This is a genomic window from Lacinutrix sp. Bg11-31 (assembly GCF_002831665.1).
Lineage (GTDB): Bacteria > Bacteroidota > Bacteroidia > Flavobacteriales > Flavobacteriaceae > Lacinutrix.
The window spans coordinates 785,019-801,796 of the sequence record NZ_CP025118.1; the positions used below are offsets into that span (position 1 = coordinate 785,019).

The window sequence follows — 16,778 nt, forward strand, 5'->3', positions numbered from 1 at the left end:
CTGTATACTGAATACTGCAAACTGAAGACTAAATAAATGGAGCACAATTCAACTTTCCCAATAAAACAAAACGAACTAGACATGCTTCGCGACGAAGCAAGTGGTTACTTAAAAAGTATACAATGGGAACAAGGCGCAAGAGCCAAAAACAAAGATAAAGACGCAAAAGACGAATCTATTTTACTGTATTTATCTCGTGCAAATAATGGAAGTGGAGCAACAGACATTACTTCGGTTTCTAAAACAATATTAGCTCTTAAAAAGCGACTGTTGCCAGATTCTATTGCTATTCCTGTACACTTAAATCAAACACTTTTTGCAGTGCAAGAAGGCATTGCATTAGGTATTTGGGTAAAAGATAGTTATTACGACGCATCAGGATTATCAAGCTTAAACGAACGCAAAGCGGCTTTAGATTCTAATGGAAAGCGAGAATATGAAAGTAAAATGCATACGTCTACAGCATTCATGTTATTTTCGATGGCTTATAATATTCTTCATAATTTAAAACCTTTAGCATCAGACGATTTATCTGTAATGAAACATAAATTCGCTGGCTTACCAGAAGTATCTTTTATCACTCCATTAAAAGGTATTGCGTGTAGTTTATTTTATTATGATAAATATTTAGGGCATCCAGATATTATTAAAACAGATAAAGATGTTATAGACTTTACTGTAGTGTATTACGAAGCTTTAATAGCCGAAATTCAACTACGCAAAAGCAGTTTAGAATACACAGAAACTATTGTAGATAGAACTTACAAACTAGAAAATAGCGAGTTTGCTATTTCGGGTTGGGATAATGTGTTTTCTGGTACAGCAAAAAGTATAGAATTTAATAAAATTCAGTTCGAGCAAATTGTAGGAAACAGAGATGCAAAGCACTTTGCAAGACGTTTAACTGAGCGTATGCTAAGTTACGATTTCGAGGTAAAAAAGAACCCGTTTCAAGAACTTGGTGGTTTCATGCCAGTTTTTATGGGTTATGGTATTCCTGGAACTGGAAAAAGTATGCTTATTGCAGCCATTGCAACACGATTAAAAGAGCATGCAGATAATTTAGACATTCCGTTTTTATTCCATCCAATGCCAGATACTTTAATTAGTACCTTTCAAGGTGGAAGTGCCGAGAAAATGGTAGAATGGATGAAGCCAATGCAAGATCCGTCAAAATTAATTTTTGCACCAATTGATGATGCAGAGAATAACTTACAAGAACGTACAGCACAAGGCGTTTCAGCAGGTGTAAAAGAAGTTATTGGTGTTTTTCTAAGATATACAGAAGGTGCTTACGCAGTAAATTATGGAAATAGTTCTATTGGGTTATTTACCAATTTGCCAGAAATGTTGGATAAAGCAGTAATCTCTCGTGTACAAGGTCGTTTTAAAATTGATGGTGCACGTACAGAGCACGATTTCTTAGATCAAGATCATTTATGGTGGAGAAAACTGGATAAAACAATGCCAGATTTCGTTAATATGACGAGTCCAAAGGACTACGAATACCTAAAAGATCAAGGTTTAGCAAAAAACATGGGAGACATTTTAAATAGTGTTGAAAAACCAAGTGAAGCTAGAGTTTTAGAAGCTTATGATAAAGCAGAGAAATTACATAATACAAACGATCACTTGTTTTATGCAGGTTTATATAAAGAGATTCAGAAGATATTTCCATTCTTCTCTTCTAGAGATGTTAGAAACATTCAATCTGCAATTTCATTACGTTTAACAGATTTCGATTTAGAACAAGATTGGTTCGATAAGCCTGAAATTTATTTTAAACAGAATTACGAAACCAAATTTAATATGCTTCAAGAATTAATGAAGGGAAACATGAAAGGATTAAACTTTTCAGATATAAGAAGACAAGAAGTTGTACGCTACCTAGATAACGTTGCAACCATTGCAGATACAGACTTTAAACGTAAAGTAGATGCAAGAGTAAACCAAATGAATATAGATTTAAAAGCAAGAGAGAGCTTTGGAAAGTAAATTTTAAAATAAGTTTTGTCATTCCTGCGAAGGCAGGAATCCATAACCTTATTAATATTTTAGAAGCAAAAGGAGAAATTAAAATTTTGAAAACAAGAATAAAAAATATAGTAGACAAAACCTTACACAAAGGTTGGGCGACTTTAAGCGAAATAACTTTCGATTATAAGATGAGAGCCGGTAATTGGGTTAGTAAAAAAAGAGAGTCGTATAATAGAGGAGATGGTGCTACAATTCTATTATATAATAAAGAAAAACAAGCTGTAATTTTGGTAAAGCAGTTTAGAATTTCGGCTTTTTTAAACGAAGATAAAACTGGATTTATAATAGAATCTTGTGCAGGAATGCTAGATAATGACGATCCTGAGACATGTGTTATTAGAGAAGTCGAAGAAGAAACAGGTTACAGATTAAAAGAAGCTAAAAAAGTTATGGAAGCTTATTCTTCGCCTGGAGCTTTAACCGAAAAACTATATTATTTTGTTGGTGAATATTCAGAAGCAATGAAAGTGAGTGAAGGTGGCGGACTTGAAATCGAAAAAGAAGATATTGAAATTTTAGAAATGCCATTTAAAGAGGCACTGCAAAAAATTGAAACTGGAGAAATTAATGATGCAAAAACCATAATATTATTGCAATACGCGCAGATTAATAATCTAGTATAATTAATATTCTAATCTCTGTTTAAGGACTAATAATTTCAGTGAAATAAAATTAAAGATTACCGCTTTTGCGGAAACAAGATGCAAAAACTAAAACAAGCAAATTTATACAGAAGCGAACTTATTCCTATAAGTGGCAAACTGGTAGAACGTTATAATAAATGTTTGGCTAAACTTGGTTTTATGCCAACCAAATTAACTTCGTTTTCTATAGATGGAATAGGTTGGAGTCCAGAAATTGCTGAAGAAAAAAAGAACTTACATTATTTAAATAATGGTGAAGCAAATCCGCATGCCATTATTATTTCACCTTTACAAAAAGGGAAACCTGTTTATTTACCGTTTCATACGTTCGATCGTGAAATGATGCAACAGGTGTTTAAAACCCACGAAGCAAAAATTAATAATATCACTCGTGATAGTGCTATTTGTATTGATTTCGATCAAAATATTGATGCATTTTACGAGCCTTTAGACGTTTTAAAATACAATGTTGTGAATATCAATTTTCATTTAATTGATAATTTAGATCGTGTTAAAAAAGAACAATTAGAACTTATTCATAAATTTAAGCAAGGCAATAATTTTATAGATGAAACTATTCATGCCGAACTACTTGAATCTGCTAAAAAATATGGAGATTTAAGACATCGTGATTTAGATTTACATGAGGTTCAGTTTACTACAAGTTCCTTTTACACAAAGGCATTTGGAGGTGTTTATGTGCTTAGAGATTTTATTAAAGAAATTGTGGTTTTCGAAGATAAAAAATGGCATAAAGAAGCCATTAAAGATACTACGCATGATGTGTTGATTTATCATATTTCGCAACCAGAATTAATGGATAGATTAAGAGATCATATTATCATTGAATGCGATCTTGAAATTGAAGTAAAAACAGAACGTTATCAACGTATTAAAAAGTTTGTTTTTGCCGAAGCCATAACGAATTCACAGCATTCATTTACAGTTATATTAAATGATAAAGTTTTATCTAAAAGCTATCTTAATAAATTAGATATTGAAGATAGAAAGCGTGTAATGAGTGTAGAACGTTACCTAGAAAAACTAGAAGTAAGTAACGAGTATAAAATAGCAGATATAGTAGATTTAAAGTTCTTTGAAGCCTTACACAAACCACATTCATCACTAGATCCAAAGCATCAAGATTTAATTTGGAAGCTATTAATTAACGTTTCTGCTAAAGATGTTTTATTTTTATACTGGTACGATAAAGAACAGTTTTATAAAACTTATGAAACTTGGGATGATTCTTTAAAAGAATGGGTAATCCTAGAAATTAGTAACAATATATAGAGTTTGTAGACATATAAATAACACTTTGTCATTCTGCGCTACGACGCAGAATCCATTATTTAAAATGAAAGGAAATCATCATTAATATTATATGTATATTCTATCAATTAATTAAAAAGGTACACTATATATTGGAATGACTAATAATCTTAGAAAGAAGAATGTTCGAGTATAAAAACATGCTTTATACTCAAAATATGGATTAAATATACTCATTTATTTTGGACAGTTTCAATATGTAAACGATGCCATAAAAAGAGAAAAGCAACTTAAGAATTGGAATAGAAGCTGGAAAATAGAATTAATAGAAAAAGATAATAAAAATTGGAATGATTTATCTTTCGATTGGAATTAATAAAAGAAGATTCTGCGTCGTAGCGCAGAATGACAAAACAAAAAAATATGACAATAGAAATAATATTATTTATCGCCTCAATTCTTTTTGGAATTGTATTGTATTGGAGAGAATCGAAATCTAATAAAGTATATAGTTTCTTTAATAAACTATTTTATTCCGAAGAGCTTCAAATGAAACCAGGAAGTAAAAAAGGCTTTCTGTATCAGCAATCTTTTTTAATGCGCTTGGTTTATATTGGCGTTTTATTTTTATTAGGAATAGTAATAATTCGATTTATTATACCAATTGATGTTTATACCATCCAATTATTTATAGCAAGTATTTCTGGTACTTTAGTAGGAACGTATTTGGCTAATTTTGTATTTAAATCATCTGAAGTTTTAGACGAGAAAAGTGACTCTTTTGTAGATGTTGTAAAAGATACAGTAGAAAAAGGAAAAGACTTTATTAAAGATCTAGAAACAAAAGATACTGAGGCTATAGAAGAAGCAAAAAAAGAAATTAAAGAACCAGAAGCTCCAAAAAAGAGTGCAAGACAGCGTTTAAAAGATAAAGGACATTTGTAATGTCTGTCATTCCTGCGAAAGCAGGAATCTAAATAAAATATAGAATTAACTAAAAGATATTCCTGTTTTCGCAGGAAAAAATTATGATAAAAAACTACTGGAATAAAGGCGGGAAACAAAAAAGAACAGTCATCATTTTAAGTCTAATAATAATTGGTTTATTATTCTTTATGCGTGACGATTACCAACCAGCGTTACTATTTGTTAGAAAATTTATATTCATAATATTACTTTGTGGATTGGTATTATTCTTTGGATTAAGAGCGTTTAGAAAGCAAGCCTCTACGGGAAAACGTATTTTTATGCTAGCCATTATGGCTGTGTTTTTTGGAGCATTATATTTTGTGGGATGGAAAATGGAATTATACGATTACATGAAAACGTATAACGTATTTAACGATTTAAATAAAGTTAATATTTCTGAATTGCCATTAACGCAAAATGAACGTATTCAGCCATTAAAAAATATTCATTCTATGGGAAATGAAAGTGTTGGTGAAACTAAAGATGTTTCATTACCACATTTAGTTAGAATAGATGGAGAGAATAAATGGACAATGGCAATCCAGCCTACAGAAAAATACTACTGGCAAGGTATGCGAGATAATACCGAAGAAGTGTTTTCTGTATCGAGTACAACACCTTTTCCGCGCTTTTCTAGTGAAAATAGAATTCCAGTAACATTTGCCATTGGAGAGTCGTTAAAATTTAGCAGAAACACTTACAATGCTGTTGTACAGCGTTTTAATATGTGGATGCTTGTTAATTACGAGCCAAGCGATACGTTTTATATGAAAAACGACACAGGCCAATGGGTAGAAGTTGTTAGTTTAATAAAATGGAAAGGCTTCTTTTTTCCTTACCCATCTTTTGGAGGTGTTATGATAATTGAAAATGGTGAACACAATACTAGCGATTATTTTGAGCGTATTACCATTGGAAAAGGAAAATATATAGCTCCAGACGAAATGAAAAACTTTCCATTTTTAACAAAGCAAAATACTTTAGCAGAGAAAATATCGCGTTTACAGGCAGAATCTTTAAAGTTTTTAGGTGGATTTAGTGACCCATTACCTTGGAATATGGAAACAGCAGTTAAGATTCCAGATTTGGCAGATGATCAAAACCAACAACCATTTGTAACCGATTTTAATTTTGAAGACACTAAAGTAGGTGCATACAGTGGTTTATACCATTGGTTTGGTTTAGAGCCAGTAGGAGATGAGCGTACAAGTCTAACTTTCAGTGTTTTTGTTCCTGCAGATGGTACAGACAAACTATATTACTACGACCATGCAGCTAAAAAGCAAGGTTACGCAGGAGTTTCGGCAATGCCGTTAAAAGTAATAGAATCGCGTAAAGAGTTTGATTGGTCTGTAAATAAACCAGTAGAATTTAGACCATATATAAAAGATATTGCAGGACGTAGAAGATTATTTTTCTTAGGGACTATTGCTGCTATTAGAGAAGGTTCAGATGCTTTTGATGGTTCTGCAACGCCAGATTTAGCCATAATTGATAGCGAATATCGCGATGTTGTTTGGATAGATGTTAAACACCCAAGTGGTTGGGAAAAAGAAATTTATAACCAATTAGGAGAGGCTTGGCGTTCTAGCGAAGGTATTGGTAAGTATTTTGTTGAAGACACAAAAATTATTGATGTTGTTGGAGATAGTATTCTAGATTTTAAAGTTGACCCATTAGTTGTTGAGGAAGAGGTTGAAGAGTCTGTAGAATCTTTACAACGTAAAGTAGATTCTATCAAAAATTTTAATAAATCTGAAGAAATTAAACGTTTAAAACGAGAGCTAGATTCTTTAAAGAGCCTGAATTAATATTTAATAGTAAGATTAATAATAAATTAACTAATTTTACGGCCGCTATTTACTATTAATCGTACCCTAACTAATATTATTATGAAACAAATTTACGTACTTACATCATTACTGATGCTTTTTACTATGTCTTTAATTGCTCAAACTACTGTTGTTACAACAGGTGTTGCAGACCCATACAGACTAGAACTTGCTGGAAACAATTTATACATTTCAGAGTTTAACAATGGAGTAATCTCTGTTTTAAACATTAATGCTTCATTACCAACAACTAAGTCAAGTGTTATTTCTGGATTAGACCAACCTATGGGTATAGCTATTAAAGATGATTTTATTTATATAGCAGAATCTGGTGCAAATAAAATTTCAAAGTTTGATACTACTTCTCCTTCACCAGTTTTAATAGATGTTGTTACTGGTTTAAATGTACCTTCTGGTTTAGTATTTGTTGGAAACGATTTATATTTTGCTGAGTTAGCAGGAAATAAAATTTCTAAAGTAGATGTAACTGTGGCTTCACCAGCAGTAACCCTAATTAAAACAGGCCTATCTTCTCCTTTTGATATAGAGAATAGTGGAACAGATCTGTTTATTGCAGAATCGAGTGTAAATAAGGTGTCTAAAATAGATATTTCTACTGCTGCGTATACAAAAACAGATGTAGTTACAGGTTTAAGTTATCCAGTAGCTTTGGCTCTAAATGGAACCGATTTACATATTGCAGAATATTTTGCAAATAAAGTATCTAAAATTGATGTTACTAATCCAACTCCTATAGCTACAGACGTTGTAAGTTCATTAGCTACACCAATTGGTTTAGTCTCTAATATGGGTAGTCTTTTTATTGCTGAATTTGATGCTAATAAAATTTCAAGATTTGATTTTCCTACTTTATCTACAAGCAATTTTAATTTGCAACCAGATTTTAAAGTTTATCCTAATCCTTCAAGAGGTTTTATTAGTGTTTCAGGATTAAAAACGACTACAAACTATACTATTTATAATAGTTTAGGAGCAGAAATAATGAAAGGTAATATTTCTGAAAATCAGAAAATTGATATTCAAAATTTAAGTAACGATTTGTACTTTTTGAATTTAAATAATGGAAATACTTTTAAGTTTTTAAGGCAGTAAGCTTAGATGAATTATAAATAAAAAAGCACTAAAGTTTTCTTTAGTGCTTTTTTTGTAGCTAATATTAGCAAAAACAGACCTATATATAAAGTAACATTATGGCTGGTTACATGGGTTTTGGTATGCAAAGTTGGTCTATAAGAGAAAATTAAGAAATCCTTTTTCTAAACGCGGAAAAGTGCCAACACATTCCTCATTGCCATTATACTCTAGAGTGTTTAAATTGTAGCGTTCTGTAAAGAAGAATAAAAAACAAAATACGATATTAACATTGCTTATTATACTCTCTCTATTAATTCTTGGTGTTCTTATTTTTAGTAATATTTTTAAATATGAAAAGCAGCATAAAGAGTTTGTAAGCGAAATGAGCATATTAAAAATCAAGAAGGATTTATATTCTTATTGAATTCTGGAAAGGAAAGGTTGAATGCTAATAATTTTTCAGGAGCTTATTCCGAGTTTGTTTTGGCTTATTATTAATCCTAACAATGAAGAAGTAGTAAGATTGTTAGAAGAAACTTCTAATGTTTTATGTAAAACGGATAAAAAGTATTGTAATAGAAGTGAGTTATAAACTTACGGCTTATCTAAAAAATACTCCATCTTTATATCACTACGTTTATAAGGAGAATTATATTCTAATTCTATCTCTACAAAACCAAATTTTCTATATAAATAAATTGCATTTTCGAGCTTTGTACTAGAATAGAGTAGTAGCCTATTAAATTGTGTTGTTTTTGCATAAGCAATGCAATGATCTAACAATTGCTGACCAATTTTTAATCCTCTATGCTCAGGAGATACTGCCATTTTAGTGAGTTCGTAAGCATCTTGTTTAGGCAATGGTATTAAAGCATAAGTACCAACTATAGTGCTGTTTAGTTTAGCAAAAAAGATGAATCCTCCTTTGTTAATGATGTGTTTTTCTGGATTAGAAAGCACTTCTTCATCATAAGGCTCCACATAGAAAAAGTTTTTTAGCCATTCTATATTTAGGTTGTAAAAGTCTTTTGAATACGTATTATTGAAAGGAATAATGTTAATGTCCATTAGCTCTAATAAAATCTGTTATTAAATAAGTAATTAATTTACCAACTTGAGTTGCTGTCTTCTTTTTTGGAGCAGCTTCACAAATATGAAGATATTGAGCAGACGAATGGCTTCCAAAAAAATGAACAAATTGTCTAGCTTGATTTACCGAAAAACCTGATGGTGTTTGTGCACTACTAGGTACATTTGCAATAGCATCGCAATCTATTTCTATACCAAAAGCACCTTTAGAAACATATCTTAGTGCTTCTTTCATTTCAGATTTAAATTTTAAAGTTTTTTCAACTTCAATAGCTTCAAATGTATTGTATTTAATACTGTTTTCTGCATTTAGAGTTTCGTCTAAAATACTTTGCGATGTATAGTTTTTATGTATTCCGAATATAAAATAACGATTAAGGAATCCTTCCGCGAAAGCGTAACTAAAACCATTACCACTATGTCTGCCTTCTAGTGCACGAAAATCGGTATGTGCATCGAAATTTACAACGTTTATTTTCTTGTTTAAAGCTAGCGATGTGCCTTTAATATTGCCATAAGCGTTGTTGTGTCCTCCTCCAATTACAATTGGAATTTTACCAGATTTTACAATGTTGTAAATAAGATCACTTACTTCTTTATCAATTTCAGAGACTAATGCTCTGGCTTTTTTAACGTGTTTTATATTATTTTGATTCCATTTAGAGAGTTGTTCTTGCTCTTCGGAAAAATCTAAATAACCTAAAACACACAGTTTATTGGCATGATTAAGATCGCTATTTTGTGTATTTAACAAAACTTTAAGTGCAGCATCCCAAGCATTGCAAGTTCCTGATTTACCGTAGTTTGCAAACACGCCAACGTCTTCGGGCAAACCAATTAATACATACTTGACGTCTAAATTTATTAAGTCGTCGTATATGTTTGTAATTGATGGCAATACAATTATTTGCTCTCCAAACTTAGACTCACCAGAACGTGTAATAACAAGTTCTTCGATTTTAGATTTGGACATTAAAACAAGTTTACTCATAACGTATCGATGCGTTTAAAAGAATAAAATTAATGTTTTAAAAAGTAAATACAATGTATTATATCAAATAAAAAAGAAATAAATTTGAACCCTTAAAACAAAATAATTATGACAAACAACACAGCAAGCAGAGGCTTAAAAGTCGCTTTAGGAATTGCAATAGCTTTATTTATAGGCTTAGGCGTATTTTCATCTTCTTTATATAAAGAGAAGCAGGAAAATGAAAAAGTTTTAATTAGTGAAAAAACAAAAGTATTAAAGGAGTTAAACCAAATGGCAACGCAATACGATGTTGCTATGAGTGAAAACAATGTAGTTAATCAAAATTTAGTGGAAGCTAAAGAGCGTATTCAAGGTTTAATAGATTCTTTGAAAGTGTCTGAAAACAACATAAAAAGTTTATGGAAATACAAAAAGAAGTATTTAGCATTACAGGATGAAATGAATTATATTTTATCTGAAAATGATAAGCTTAAAGTGGAAAACCAGATGCTAGCTACTAGTTTAGATAGTACTAAAATTCAATTAGTAGAGCGTACTATGTTTACAGATTCTCTTTTAGTACAAAATATAGCTTTAGCAGATGTTGTTGAGAGCGCAGCAGTATTATCTGCTAACAGTATGAAGGCTTTTGGTGTTTTAGAACGTTCCTCTGGAAAACAAATACCAATGGAAAAGGCAAGTAGAAGCGATAAAATAAAAATTTGTTTTACGGTTGCTAAAAACAAATTAGTGGAAGCTGGAGATAAAGAATTATTTGTTCAAGTTATAGATCCTAAAAATAATATTTTAGGCTCTAATGAACAAGTTGTCTTTGGAGAAGAAACTTTAAACTATAGCTTAATTAGTAAGTTTAATTATGAGAACCAAAGCTTACCAATTTGCGAATACATTTCTAAGAAAGATAAGAAAGACGATTTTGAAAAAGGAATGTATAAAGTTAATGTTTTCAACGGTAAAGAGTTAATTACAAGTACGCAGTTCTCAATGAGATAAGAGCGGTTTTTTAAGATATTTTAAAGCCTGAAAGTAAAAACTTTCAGGCTTTTTTGTTTATCATTCCTGCGAAGGCAGGAATCCACTCTTAAATTATAGATTCCTGCCTTCGCAGGAATGACAATAAGCTATGTGCTTAAAGCAGCAATACAGAGTTCACGAATATGCCAAATGTCTTCAAATTTGTGATTTAGATTGTCATTTAAAAGCCATTGTTTTATATAGTTTTTATGAAATTCTATTTTGAAATCTCCAATGTCGTTGGGAAGTATTTCTGTTTCTACTAATAGAACGTTTTTAAAAGATTCGCCAGAAGTTGTACTTCTAGTAATATCTAAAGTAGTGTTGTTAATTTTTAAATAAGTGTGCGCTTCAGGAATATACTCTAGGTTATTTTGTTGTAAAACGTCTCCAACTCCTTTTGTATTAGAGTTATTCATTTTATATATACCGATAAAGAGCAGTACTTTGTCTTGGTTGTTTTCTATGGCAACCTGCTTTAAAAAAGCATGTTTTGTTGAGCAAGTGCCTTTGTTTTCTTTTAAAACTGAAACATAATCGCTTCGGTTTTTAGTTCTTCCGTATGGTAGCTTTTTAATATGGTTGCAAAGCGAAAGGAAATCGTTTAAATTATTCGCTTTAGATAGCTTAGAACAAGGCAATTCACTTTCAATCTTAAAATTAAATTTGGACACCATTTATTATCACTTTATCGACATTGTTTTCTCCAAAAGCGTAAGGTAAGTAGTTATAACTTGGTACTTTTTTTGTGATGATTAAGTTTGCTTTTTTACCTTTTGTAATACTTCCGTATTGATTGCTAATTCCCATAGCATAAGCACCATTTAGTGTTGCTGCATTAATAGCTTCTTCTGGTGTTAATTTCATTTTTATACAAGCAGTACTTACTACAAAGTTCATGTTTCCAGAAGGTGTAGAGCCTGGGTTATAGTCTGTAGCTAAGGCTAGAGGTAATCCAGCATCAATAATTTGTCTTCCAGGTGTGTATGGTATACTTAAAAAGTAAGAACACGAAGGTAAAGCGACTGGCATTGTGTTACTGCCTTTAAGTGCAGTAATATCGTCTTGGTTTAATTCTTCTAAATGGTCTACACTTAGCGCATTATGTTTTACAGCCAAAGCAATACCTCCAAAAGCATTAAATTGATTAACATGTATTTTTGGCGTTAAATGATATTGTTTTGCAGCTTCAAGAATTTGGGCAGTATCTTCTAAAGAGAAATAGCCTTTTTCGCAAAAAACATCTACGTAATCTGCCAAGTTTTCTTTTGCAACCTTTGGCATCATTTCGTTAATTATCAAGTCTAAATAGCCTTGTTTATTGTTTTTAAATTCTTTTGGTAAAGCATGAGCACCAAGAAATGTTGCTTTTACTTTTATAGGAAACTCTTTTTTTATGCGTTTGATTACGCGAAGCATTTTTAACTCGTTCTCTGTAGATAAACCATAGCCAGATTTTATTTCTAAAGCACCAGAACCTAATTGCATCACGCTTTTTACTCTAGCAATAGATTGTTGGTACAGTTCTTCTTCGCTGGTGTTTTCAAGTGTATTTGCACTATTTAATATGCCACCACCTCTGTTTGCTATCTCTTCGTAAGATAATCCGTTTATTCTATCTACAAATTCCTGCTCTCGGTTTCCTGCGTACACAATATGTGTGTGAGAATCGCACCATGTTGGCAGTACTATTTTTCCGGTAGCGTCGATAACTTCATCTACATTTTCATATTTGCAATTTTCCATAATACCAAAATCTACAATAGTATCGTGTTCAATAAATATATAAGCATTTTTAAGCACTGGAAGTGTTTTCATTTCTTGTCCAGAAACTTTTAAAACATCGGACGTTCTAATTTGTAATAATTCTTTTATGTTTTTTATTAATAAAGACATACTAAAGTGTTTGTGAGTAATCGGTTATATAAAGATTGTAAGCAGCAATAAACATAAGTACTATACCAATAAGGCTAATAACCCAATTATATTTTTTTATAAATAAACGCGATACAAAATAGAGTAGAAGCGTGGTTATACCAATTAATGCAGGAACCCATTTTAATATAATTGATGCTATTCCTGATCCAGAGTAATTTGCTGTAAACGAAATGGATAGCGTAATTATTTCTATAATAATTATGGCTATAATGTTGTTTTTCGGGTTATTTAAAAGCTTAATCATAGGTCAAATATAGATAAAATGCATAACGTTGAACAATAAAGTACCGTTAGTTTTATAGCGTTTAATGTATGGCTTATATCGAAAAGATAGTTTTTGTTTCTTCTAATTAATTACATTCCCAATGTAAATGTGTAATTGAAATATAAAGTGCTATTTATATTTCGTAATTATTATGAATGAAACCATACTATAAAGAAGCTTTTGATTTTATCAATACGTTTCAACCTGTGCCAGTATCTGTGTATAATACTTTGTATAATATTGCTAGTTATAAAGAAATTAAACAAGGTGAAAAGCTTCTTGATTTAGGAGTTGTCCCACAAAAAATTTACTTTATTACTAAAGGTGTTATACGTTCTTATATTTTACTTTCCAACGGAAAAGAAATTACCACAACCTTATACAATCCATTAATGTTTTTTGCTTCATTTAGAGCCTTATTAAAAGAAGAGCCAACTAATTTAATCTATGTAGCCTTAACAGATTGTCATGTTTTTGAAATCGATTATGATACTTTTTACGATTTATGTAAAAAAGACATTAATTTAATGACGCTTTATAGTAAGTTTTTAGAGTATCTAATTCTTAGAAGTGAAGCCCGTTTTGTAGAGTTGTCTTCTAAAGAAGCTAAAGAACGTTACCTTTTATTAAGAGAGCGTATTCCAAATTTAGATAATATTATTCCGCAGTATCAAATTGCTGCAGCTTTAGGAATTACTCCAGTGCAGTTAAGTAGAGTTAGAGCAAAGCTTTAACAATTTATTAACATGTGTTAATGATTGTTATAAGCTATTGTTTTAAACTTGTATTATATTGTAATAATTCCCTATATAATAACTAACTACAAAGTAAAAAACCGATTAGTATAACACTAATCGGTTTTTTTAATTTTAGAATATTTTTTGTCATTCCTGCGAAGGCAGGAATGACAAAAAATTTATTTTAAACCTCCAACCATGTTTTCTGGTTTTACCCAAGCATCATAATCTTCGGCAGTAACATAGCCAAGATTAACAGCTTCAGTTTTTAAAGTCGTTCCATTTTTATGTGCAGTATTCGCTATTTCGGCAGCTTTGTAATAACCAATTTTAGTGTTTAATGCAGTTACTAACATTAAAGAATTGTTTAATAATTCTTTAATAACATCGTGATTTGGCTCTATGCCAGCAGCACAATTTTCTTCGAAACTTACACAAGCATCACCAATTAATTGCGCACTTTGTAAAATGTTTGCAGCCATCATTGGTTTAAAAACATTAAGCTCGTAATGGCCTTGAGTACCACCAACAGTTATAGCAACATCGTTACCCATAACTTGAGCACAAACCATAGTTAAAGCCTCACATTGTGTTGGATTTACTTTTCCAGGCATAATAGAACTTCCAGGTTCGTTAGCAGGAATAATAATTTCTCCAATTCCAGAACGTGGTCCAGAAGCCATCATACGTATATCATTAGCTATTTTGTTTAAAGAAACAGCAAGTTGCTTTAAAGCACCATGAGATTCAACAATAGCATCGTGTGCAGCTAAAGCTTCAAATTTATTTTCGGCAGTTATAAATGGTAAGTTGGTGAATTTTGCAATGTATTTAGCAACCAAAACATCGTAACCATTTGGTGTGTTTAAACCAGTACCAACAGCTGTTCCTCCTAAAGCAAGTTCAGATAAATGTGGTAATGTGTTTTCTAATGCTTTTAAACCATGATCTAATTGAGATACATAACCTGAAAACTCTTGACCTAAAGTTAAAGGCGTAGCATCCATAAGGTGTGTACGTCCAATTTTTACAACGTCTTTAAAAGCGACAACTTTAGCCTGTAATGTATCTCGTAATTGTTTTACGCCAGGAATTGTGTTTTCTACAATTTTTTTATAAGCAGCAATATGCATTCCTGTAGGAAACGTATCGTTAGACGATTGCGATTTGTTTACATCATCATTAGGTGCGATTACTTTTTCGCCTTCACCTACAATTCTACCTGCTAATTGTTGCGCTCTATTTGCAACAACCTCGTTAACATTCATGTTAGATTGTGTTCCAGAACCTGTTTGCCAGATTACTAACGGAAATTGGTCGTCATGCTTACCTTCTAAAATCTCGTCGCAAGCCGCAGCTATTAAATCGCGTTTATCTTCTGGTAAAACACCTAATTCGCAGTTAGTATAAGCTGCTGCTTTTTTTAAGTATGCAAAACCGTAAACGACTTCTAAAGGCATAGAAGCTGCTGTTCCAATTTTAAAATTATTTCTTGAACGTTCCGTTTGAGCTCCCCAAAGTTTATTTGAAGGTACTTTAACGTCACCCATTGTGTCTTTTTCTATTCTAAATTCCATCTGTTGTTTGGTTTGTTTTAGGCTGGCTAATTTACTAAATTTTGTGTAAATTTTTTGATTGATTTGGTTTAAGTTTTAAGAGTTTTAATTGAAATGATTTGATTTGGAATTTTTTATAAAAAGTAACTTTAATCGTTTTAGAAAGTAAATCCAATTTTATAAAATTTAACATTGAGTACAATCCTTGTCTGTAGCAGCGAAATAATCGTTTTCGTAGTTGAATCTAAAATAGGAGATGCTACTTACATCTCGAAAAGAAACCATATTGCCAGTTTTTTGAGCATTTAACATTGAAATAAATTAAAATGTAGTACGTAAGAGTATTGTGTTTCTAAACATAATTTACTTACGCTTTTTCTTAGTTATTGGTTTTAAAAGTTAACTTCGTTTGTTTATGATGAAAAACTTTAAAACAATTTTGAGAGAAGAAAAAATCCATCAGTTTTATAAACTAGTAGGTTACTTTATAATTGTATTAAGCCTTATTTTAGTTATGATACCATTTGAAGATTCTTCAATTCGTGAACGTTTAGGTATTCTATTCATTCTTAATCTTGGGTTTCATATGTTTTATTATGGAATAAGTATAGTGCCAATAAAGCAATTAAATTGGATGAAAGGCGGTTCGAAAATACCAGACCAATTTTCTAAAAGCTTAATGATAATGATGTCTTATGTTATTATTTTTATTTGTCTTTTTGCTTCTTTTTTTATTATTTACGAAGTAGTATCTAGTGATAACTATAACAAACTATCATCATTATTGATTGCTTTAGGAGCAATTCTTGGTGCTCTTAAATTAAATTTAAGATTGAGGAAAAGGGAATAAGTGAATTCTGTTAACAAAGCTGTTAATAATTTCAAACTTTATATTGTATAAAAAAAGAGTTTAACTTATATTTGCTTTATATTTAAAACAAGACACAATCAATTATGTTCGAATTCGATCAATACTTAGGCTTTTTAGCATTTTTAACAATATTAACTATAGGTTTCTGGTTAATGATATTTTTAGTTTCTTTTGTTATTCCTTACTGGATTGGCGGAAGTATATTAGAACGTCTTAACGAAATTAAAGAAGAAAAAAAAGCTAAGCGTAATGCTTAACTAATTTTATTATAATATTAAAAAGGGAAACTTATTTATAAGTTTCCCTTTTTTTGTTTTTTATCGTCAGTGCGAAGTAATTTTTTTTATTTGCTGTGGTAATATTTTGAATTACAAAATAAATCACCATGTCGTAAACTCCTCTTAATAACGTTGTTTTTTTGTATTGTCAGTAAGACTAGAGTCTATCTATGTTTTTCATGAACAC

Annotated in this window: 16 protein-coding genes; 10 read left to right on the forward strand and 6 right to left on the reverse strand. The window is 30.9% G+C overall.

Annotation, left to right across the window (positions count from 1 at the left end; all coding sequences use genetic code 11):
* Positions 1–36: 36 nt before the first annotated feature.
* The 6 genes from CW733_RS03665 (at position 37) to CW733_RS03695 (ending at position 7,867) form a co-directional block, all read left to right on the forward strand.
* On the forward strand, positions 37–1,995 hold the full coding sequence (locus tag CW733_RS03665) for an AAA family ATPase (protein ID WP_100995808.1): 1,959 nt from the start codon (positions 37–39) through the stop codon (positions 1,993–1,995).
* 86 nt (positions 1,996–2,081) lie between these two features.
* The gene (locus CW733_RS03670) at positions 2,082–2,660 is read left to right on the forward strand and encodes an NUDIX domain-containing protein (RefSeq protein WP_100995810.1); all 579 of its coding nucleotides are present in this window, start codon (positions 2,082–2,084) and stop codon (positions 2,658–2,660) included.
* A gap of 78 nt (positions 2,661–2,738) precedes the next feature.
* Positions 2,739–3,974 carry a DUF6638 family protein gene (locus CW733_RS03675; protein WP_100995812.1) on the forward strand — a complete coding sequence of 412 codons (1,236 nt, stop codon included), beginning with the start codon at positions 2,739–2,741 and terminating at the stop codon, positions 3,972–3,974.
* A 402-nt stretch (positions 3,975–4,376) separates the two neighbouring features.
* Entirely contained in the window at positions 4,377–4,898 is a 522-nt protein-coding gene (locus CW733_RS03685; RefSeq protein ID WP_100998643.1) for a hypothetical protein, read from the forward strand.
* A gap of 83 nt (positions 4,899–4,981) precedes the next feature.
* Positions 4,982–6,733, forward strand: coding sequence for a hypothetical protein (locus CW733_RS03690; protein ID WP_100995814.1), 1,752 nt, complete (start codon positions 4,982–4,984; stop codon positions 6,731–6,733).
* 81 nt (positions 6,734–6,814) lie between these two features.
* Positions 6,815–7,867: a T9SS type A sorting domain-containing protein gene (locus tag CW733_RS03695; protein WP_100995816.1), complete on the forward strand. Its 1,053-nt coding sequence runs from the start codon at positions 6,815–6,817 to the stop codon at positions 7,865–7,867.
* A gap of 576 nt (positions 7,868–8,443) precedes the next feature.
* On the opposite strand, the gene CW733_RS03700 is transcribed toward CW733_RS03695, so the two are convergent.
* Both CW733_RS03700 and CW733_RS03705 read right to left on the reverse strand, forming a co-directional pair.
* Positions 8,444–8,917, reverse strand: a complete 474-nt coding sequence (locus tag CW733_RS03700) for a GNAT family N-acetyltransferase (RefSeq protein WP_100995818.1) — start codon at positions 8,915–8,917, stop codon at positions 8,444–8,446.
* A complete protein-coding gene (locus CW733_RS03705) occupies positions 8,907–9,929 on the reverse strand; it encodes a formimidoylglutamase (protein ID WP_100995820.1) in 1,023 nt (340 codons plus the stop codon). The genes CW733_RS03700 and CW733_RS03705 overlap by 11 nt, the downstream gene beginning before the upstream one ends.
* A gap of 108 nt (positions 9,930–10,037) precedes the next feature.
* Here CW733_RS03705 and CW733_RS03710 point away from each other — a divergent pair, with 108 nt between their 5' ends.
* Positions 10,038–10,925, forward strand: a complete 888-nt coding sequence (locus CW733_RS03710; RefSeq protein WP_100995822.1) for a chromosome partitioning protein ParA — start codon at positions 10,038–10,040, stop codon at positions 10,923–10,925.
* A gap of 128 nt (positions 10,926–11,053) precedes the next feature.
* Here the strand turns inward: CW733_RS03710 and CW733_RS03715 are convergent, their stop codons facing one another.
* Genes CW733_RS03715 through CW733_RS03725 form a run of 3 tightly spaced genes read right to left on the reverse strand, consistent with a single transcriptional unit; the run spans position 11,054 to position 13,128 of the window.
* Positions 11,054–11,623, reverse strand: coding sequence for a hypothetical protein (locus CW733_RS03715; protein ID WP_232730389.1), 570 nt, complete (start codon positions 11,621–11,623; stop codon positions 11,054–11,056).
* Entirely contained in the window at positions 11,607–12,842 is a 1,236-nt protein-coding gene (gene hutI, locus CW733_RS03720; RefSeq protein ID WP_100995824.1) for an imidazolonepropionase, read from the reverse strand. Before hutI ends, CW733_RS03715 begins: the two co-directional genes overlap by 17 nt.
* A gap of 1 nt (position 12,843) precedes the next feature.
* The gene (locus CW733_RS03725) at positions 12,844–13,128 is read right to left on the reverse strand and encodes a hypothetical protein (protein ID WP_100995826.1); all 285 of its coding nucleotides are present in this window, start codon (positions 13,126–13,128) and stop codon (positions 12,844–12,846) included.
* A gap of 176 nt (positions 13,129–13,304) precedes the next feature.
* Here CW733_RS03725 and CW733_RS03730 point away from each other — a divergent pair, with 176 nt between their 5' ends.
* Positions 13,305–13,883 (forward strand): Crp/Fnr family transcriptional regulator, encoded by a 579-nt coding sequence (locus CW733_RS03730; RefSeq protein WP_100995828.1) that lies wholly within the window; start codon positions 13,305–13,307, stop codon positions 13,881–13,883.
* A gap of 182 nt (positions 13,884–14,065) precedes the next feature.
* On the opposite strand, the gene fumC is transcribed toward CW733_RS03730, so the two are convergent.
* Complete coding sequence (fumC, locus tag CW733_RS03735) at positions 14,066–15,463, reverse strand: class II fumarate hydratase (RefSeq protein WP_100995830.1); 1,398 nt, start codon at positions 15,461–15,463, stop codon at positions 14,066–14,068.
* A 394-nt stretch (positions 15,464–15,857) separates the two neighbouring features.
* Here fumC and CW733_RS03740 point away from each other — a divergent pair, with 394 nt between their 5' ends.
* The gene (locus tag CW733_RS03740; RefSeq protein WP_100995832.1) at positions 15,858–16,292 is read left to right on the forward strand and encodes a hypothetical protein; all 435 of its coding nucleotides are present in this window, start codon (positions 15,858–15,860) and stop codon (positions 16,290–16,292) included.
* A 104-nt stretch (positions 16,293–16,396) separates the two neighbouring features.
* Positions 16,397–16,570: a hypothetical protein gene (locus tag CW733_RS16505; RefSeq protein WP_169787483.1), complete on the forward strand. Its 174-nt coding sequence runs from the start codon at positions 16,397–16,399 to the stop codon at positions 16,568–16,570.
* Positions 16,571–16,778: the final 208 nt, after the last annotated feature.

What these genes read in the sequence shown, in the direction of transcription:
- CW733_RS03665 (WP_100995808.1), top strand. Translation starts at nt 37, where the DNA reads ATGGAGCACAATTCAACTTTCCCAATAAAACAAAACGAACTAGACATG.
- CW733_RS03675 (WP_100995812.1), top strand. Translation starts at nt 2,739, where the DNA reads ATGCAAAAACTAAAACAAGCAAATTTATACAGAAGCGAACTTATTCCT.
- CW733_RS03685 (WP_100998643.1), top strand. Translation starts at nt 4,377, where the DNA reads ATGACAATAGAAATAATATTATTTATCGCCTCAATTCTTTTTGGAATT.
- CW733_RS03690 (WP_100995814.1), top strand. Translation starts at nt 4,982, where the DNA reads ATGATAAAAAACTACTGGAATAAAGGCGGGAAACAAAAAAGAACAGTC.
- CW733_RS03695 (WP_100995816.1), top strand. Translation starts at nt 6,815, where the DNA reads ATGAAACAAATTTACGTACTTACATCATTACTGATGCTTTTTACTATG.
- CW733_RS03700 (WP_100995818.1), bottom strand. Translation starts at nt 8,917, where the DNA reads ATGGACATTAACATTATTCCTTTCAATAATACGTATTCAAAAGACTTT.
- CW733_RS03705 (WP_100995820.1), bottom strand. Translation starts at nt 9,929, where the DNA reads ATGAGTAAACTTGTTTTAATGTCCAAATCTAAAATCGAAGAACTTGTT.
- CW733_RS03710 (WP_100995822.1), top strand. Translation starts at nt 10,038, where the DNA reads ATGACAAACAACACAGCAAGCAGAGGCTTAAAAGTCGCTTTAGGAATT.
- CW733_RS03715 (WP_232730389.1), bottom strand. Translation starts at nt 11,623, where the DNA reads ATGGTGTCCAAATTTAATTTTAAGATTGAAAGTGAATTGCCTTGTTCT.
- hutI (WP_100995824.1), bottom strand. Translation starts at nt 12,842, where the DNA reads ATGTCTTTATTAATAAAAAACATAAAAGAATTATTACAAATTAGAACG.
- CW733_RS03725 (WP_100995826.1), bottom strand. Translation starts at nt 13,128, where the DNA reads ATGATTAAGCTTTTAAATAACCCGAAAAACAACATTATAGCCATAATT.
- CW733_RS03730 (WP_100995828.1), top strand. Translation starts at nt 13,305, where the DNA reads ATGAAACCATACTATAAAGAAGCTTTTGATTTTATCAATACGTTTCAA.
- fumC (WP_100995830.1), bottom strand. Translation starts at nt 15,463, where the DNA reads ATGGAATTTAGAATAGAAAAAGACACAATGGGTGACGTTAAAGTACCT.
- CW733_RS03740 (WP_100995832.1), top strand. Translation starts at nt 15,858, where the DNA reads ATGATGAAAAACTTTAAAACAATTTTGAGAGAAGAAAAAATCCATCAG.
- CW733_RS16505 (WP_169787483.1), top strand. Translation starts at nt 16,397, where the DNA reads ATGTTCGAATTCGATCAATACTTAGGCTTTTTAGCATTTTTAACAATA.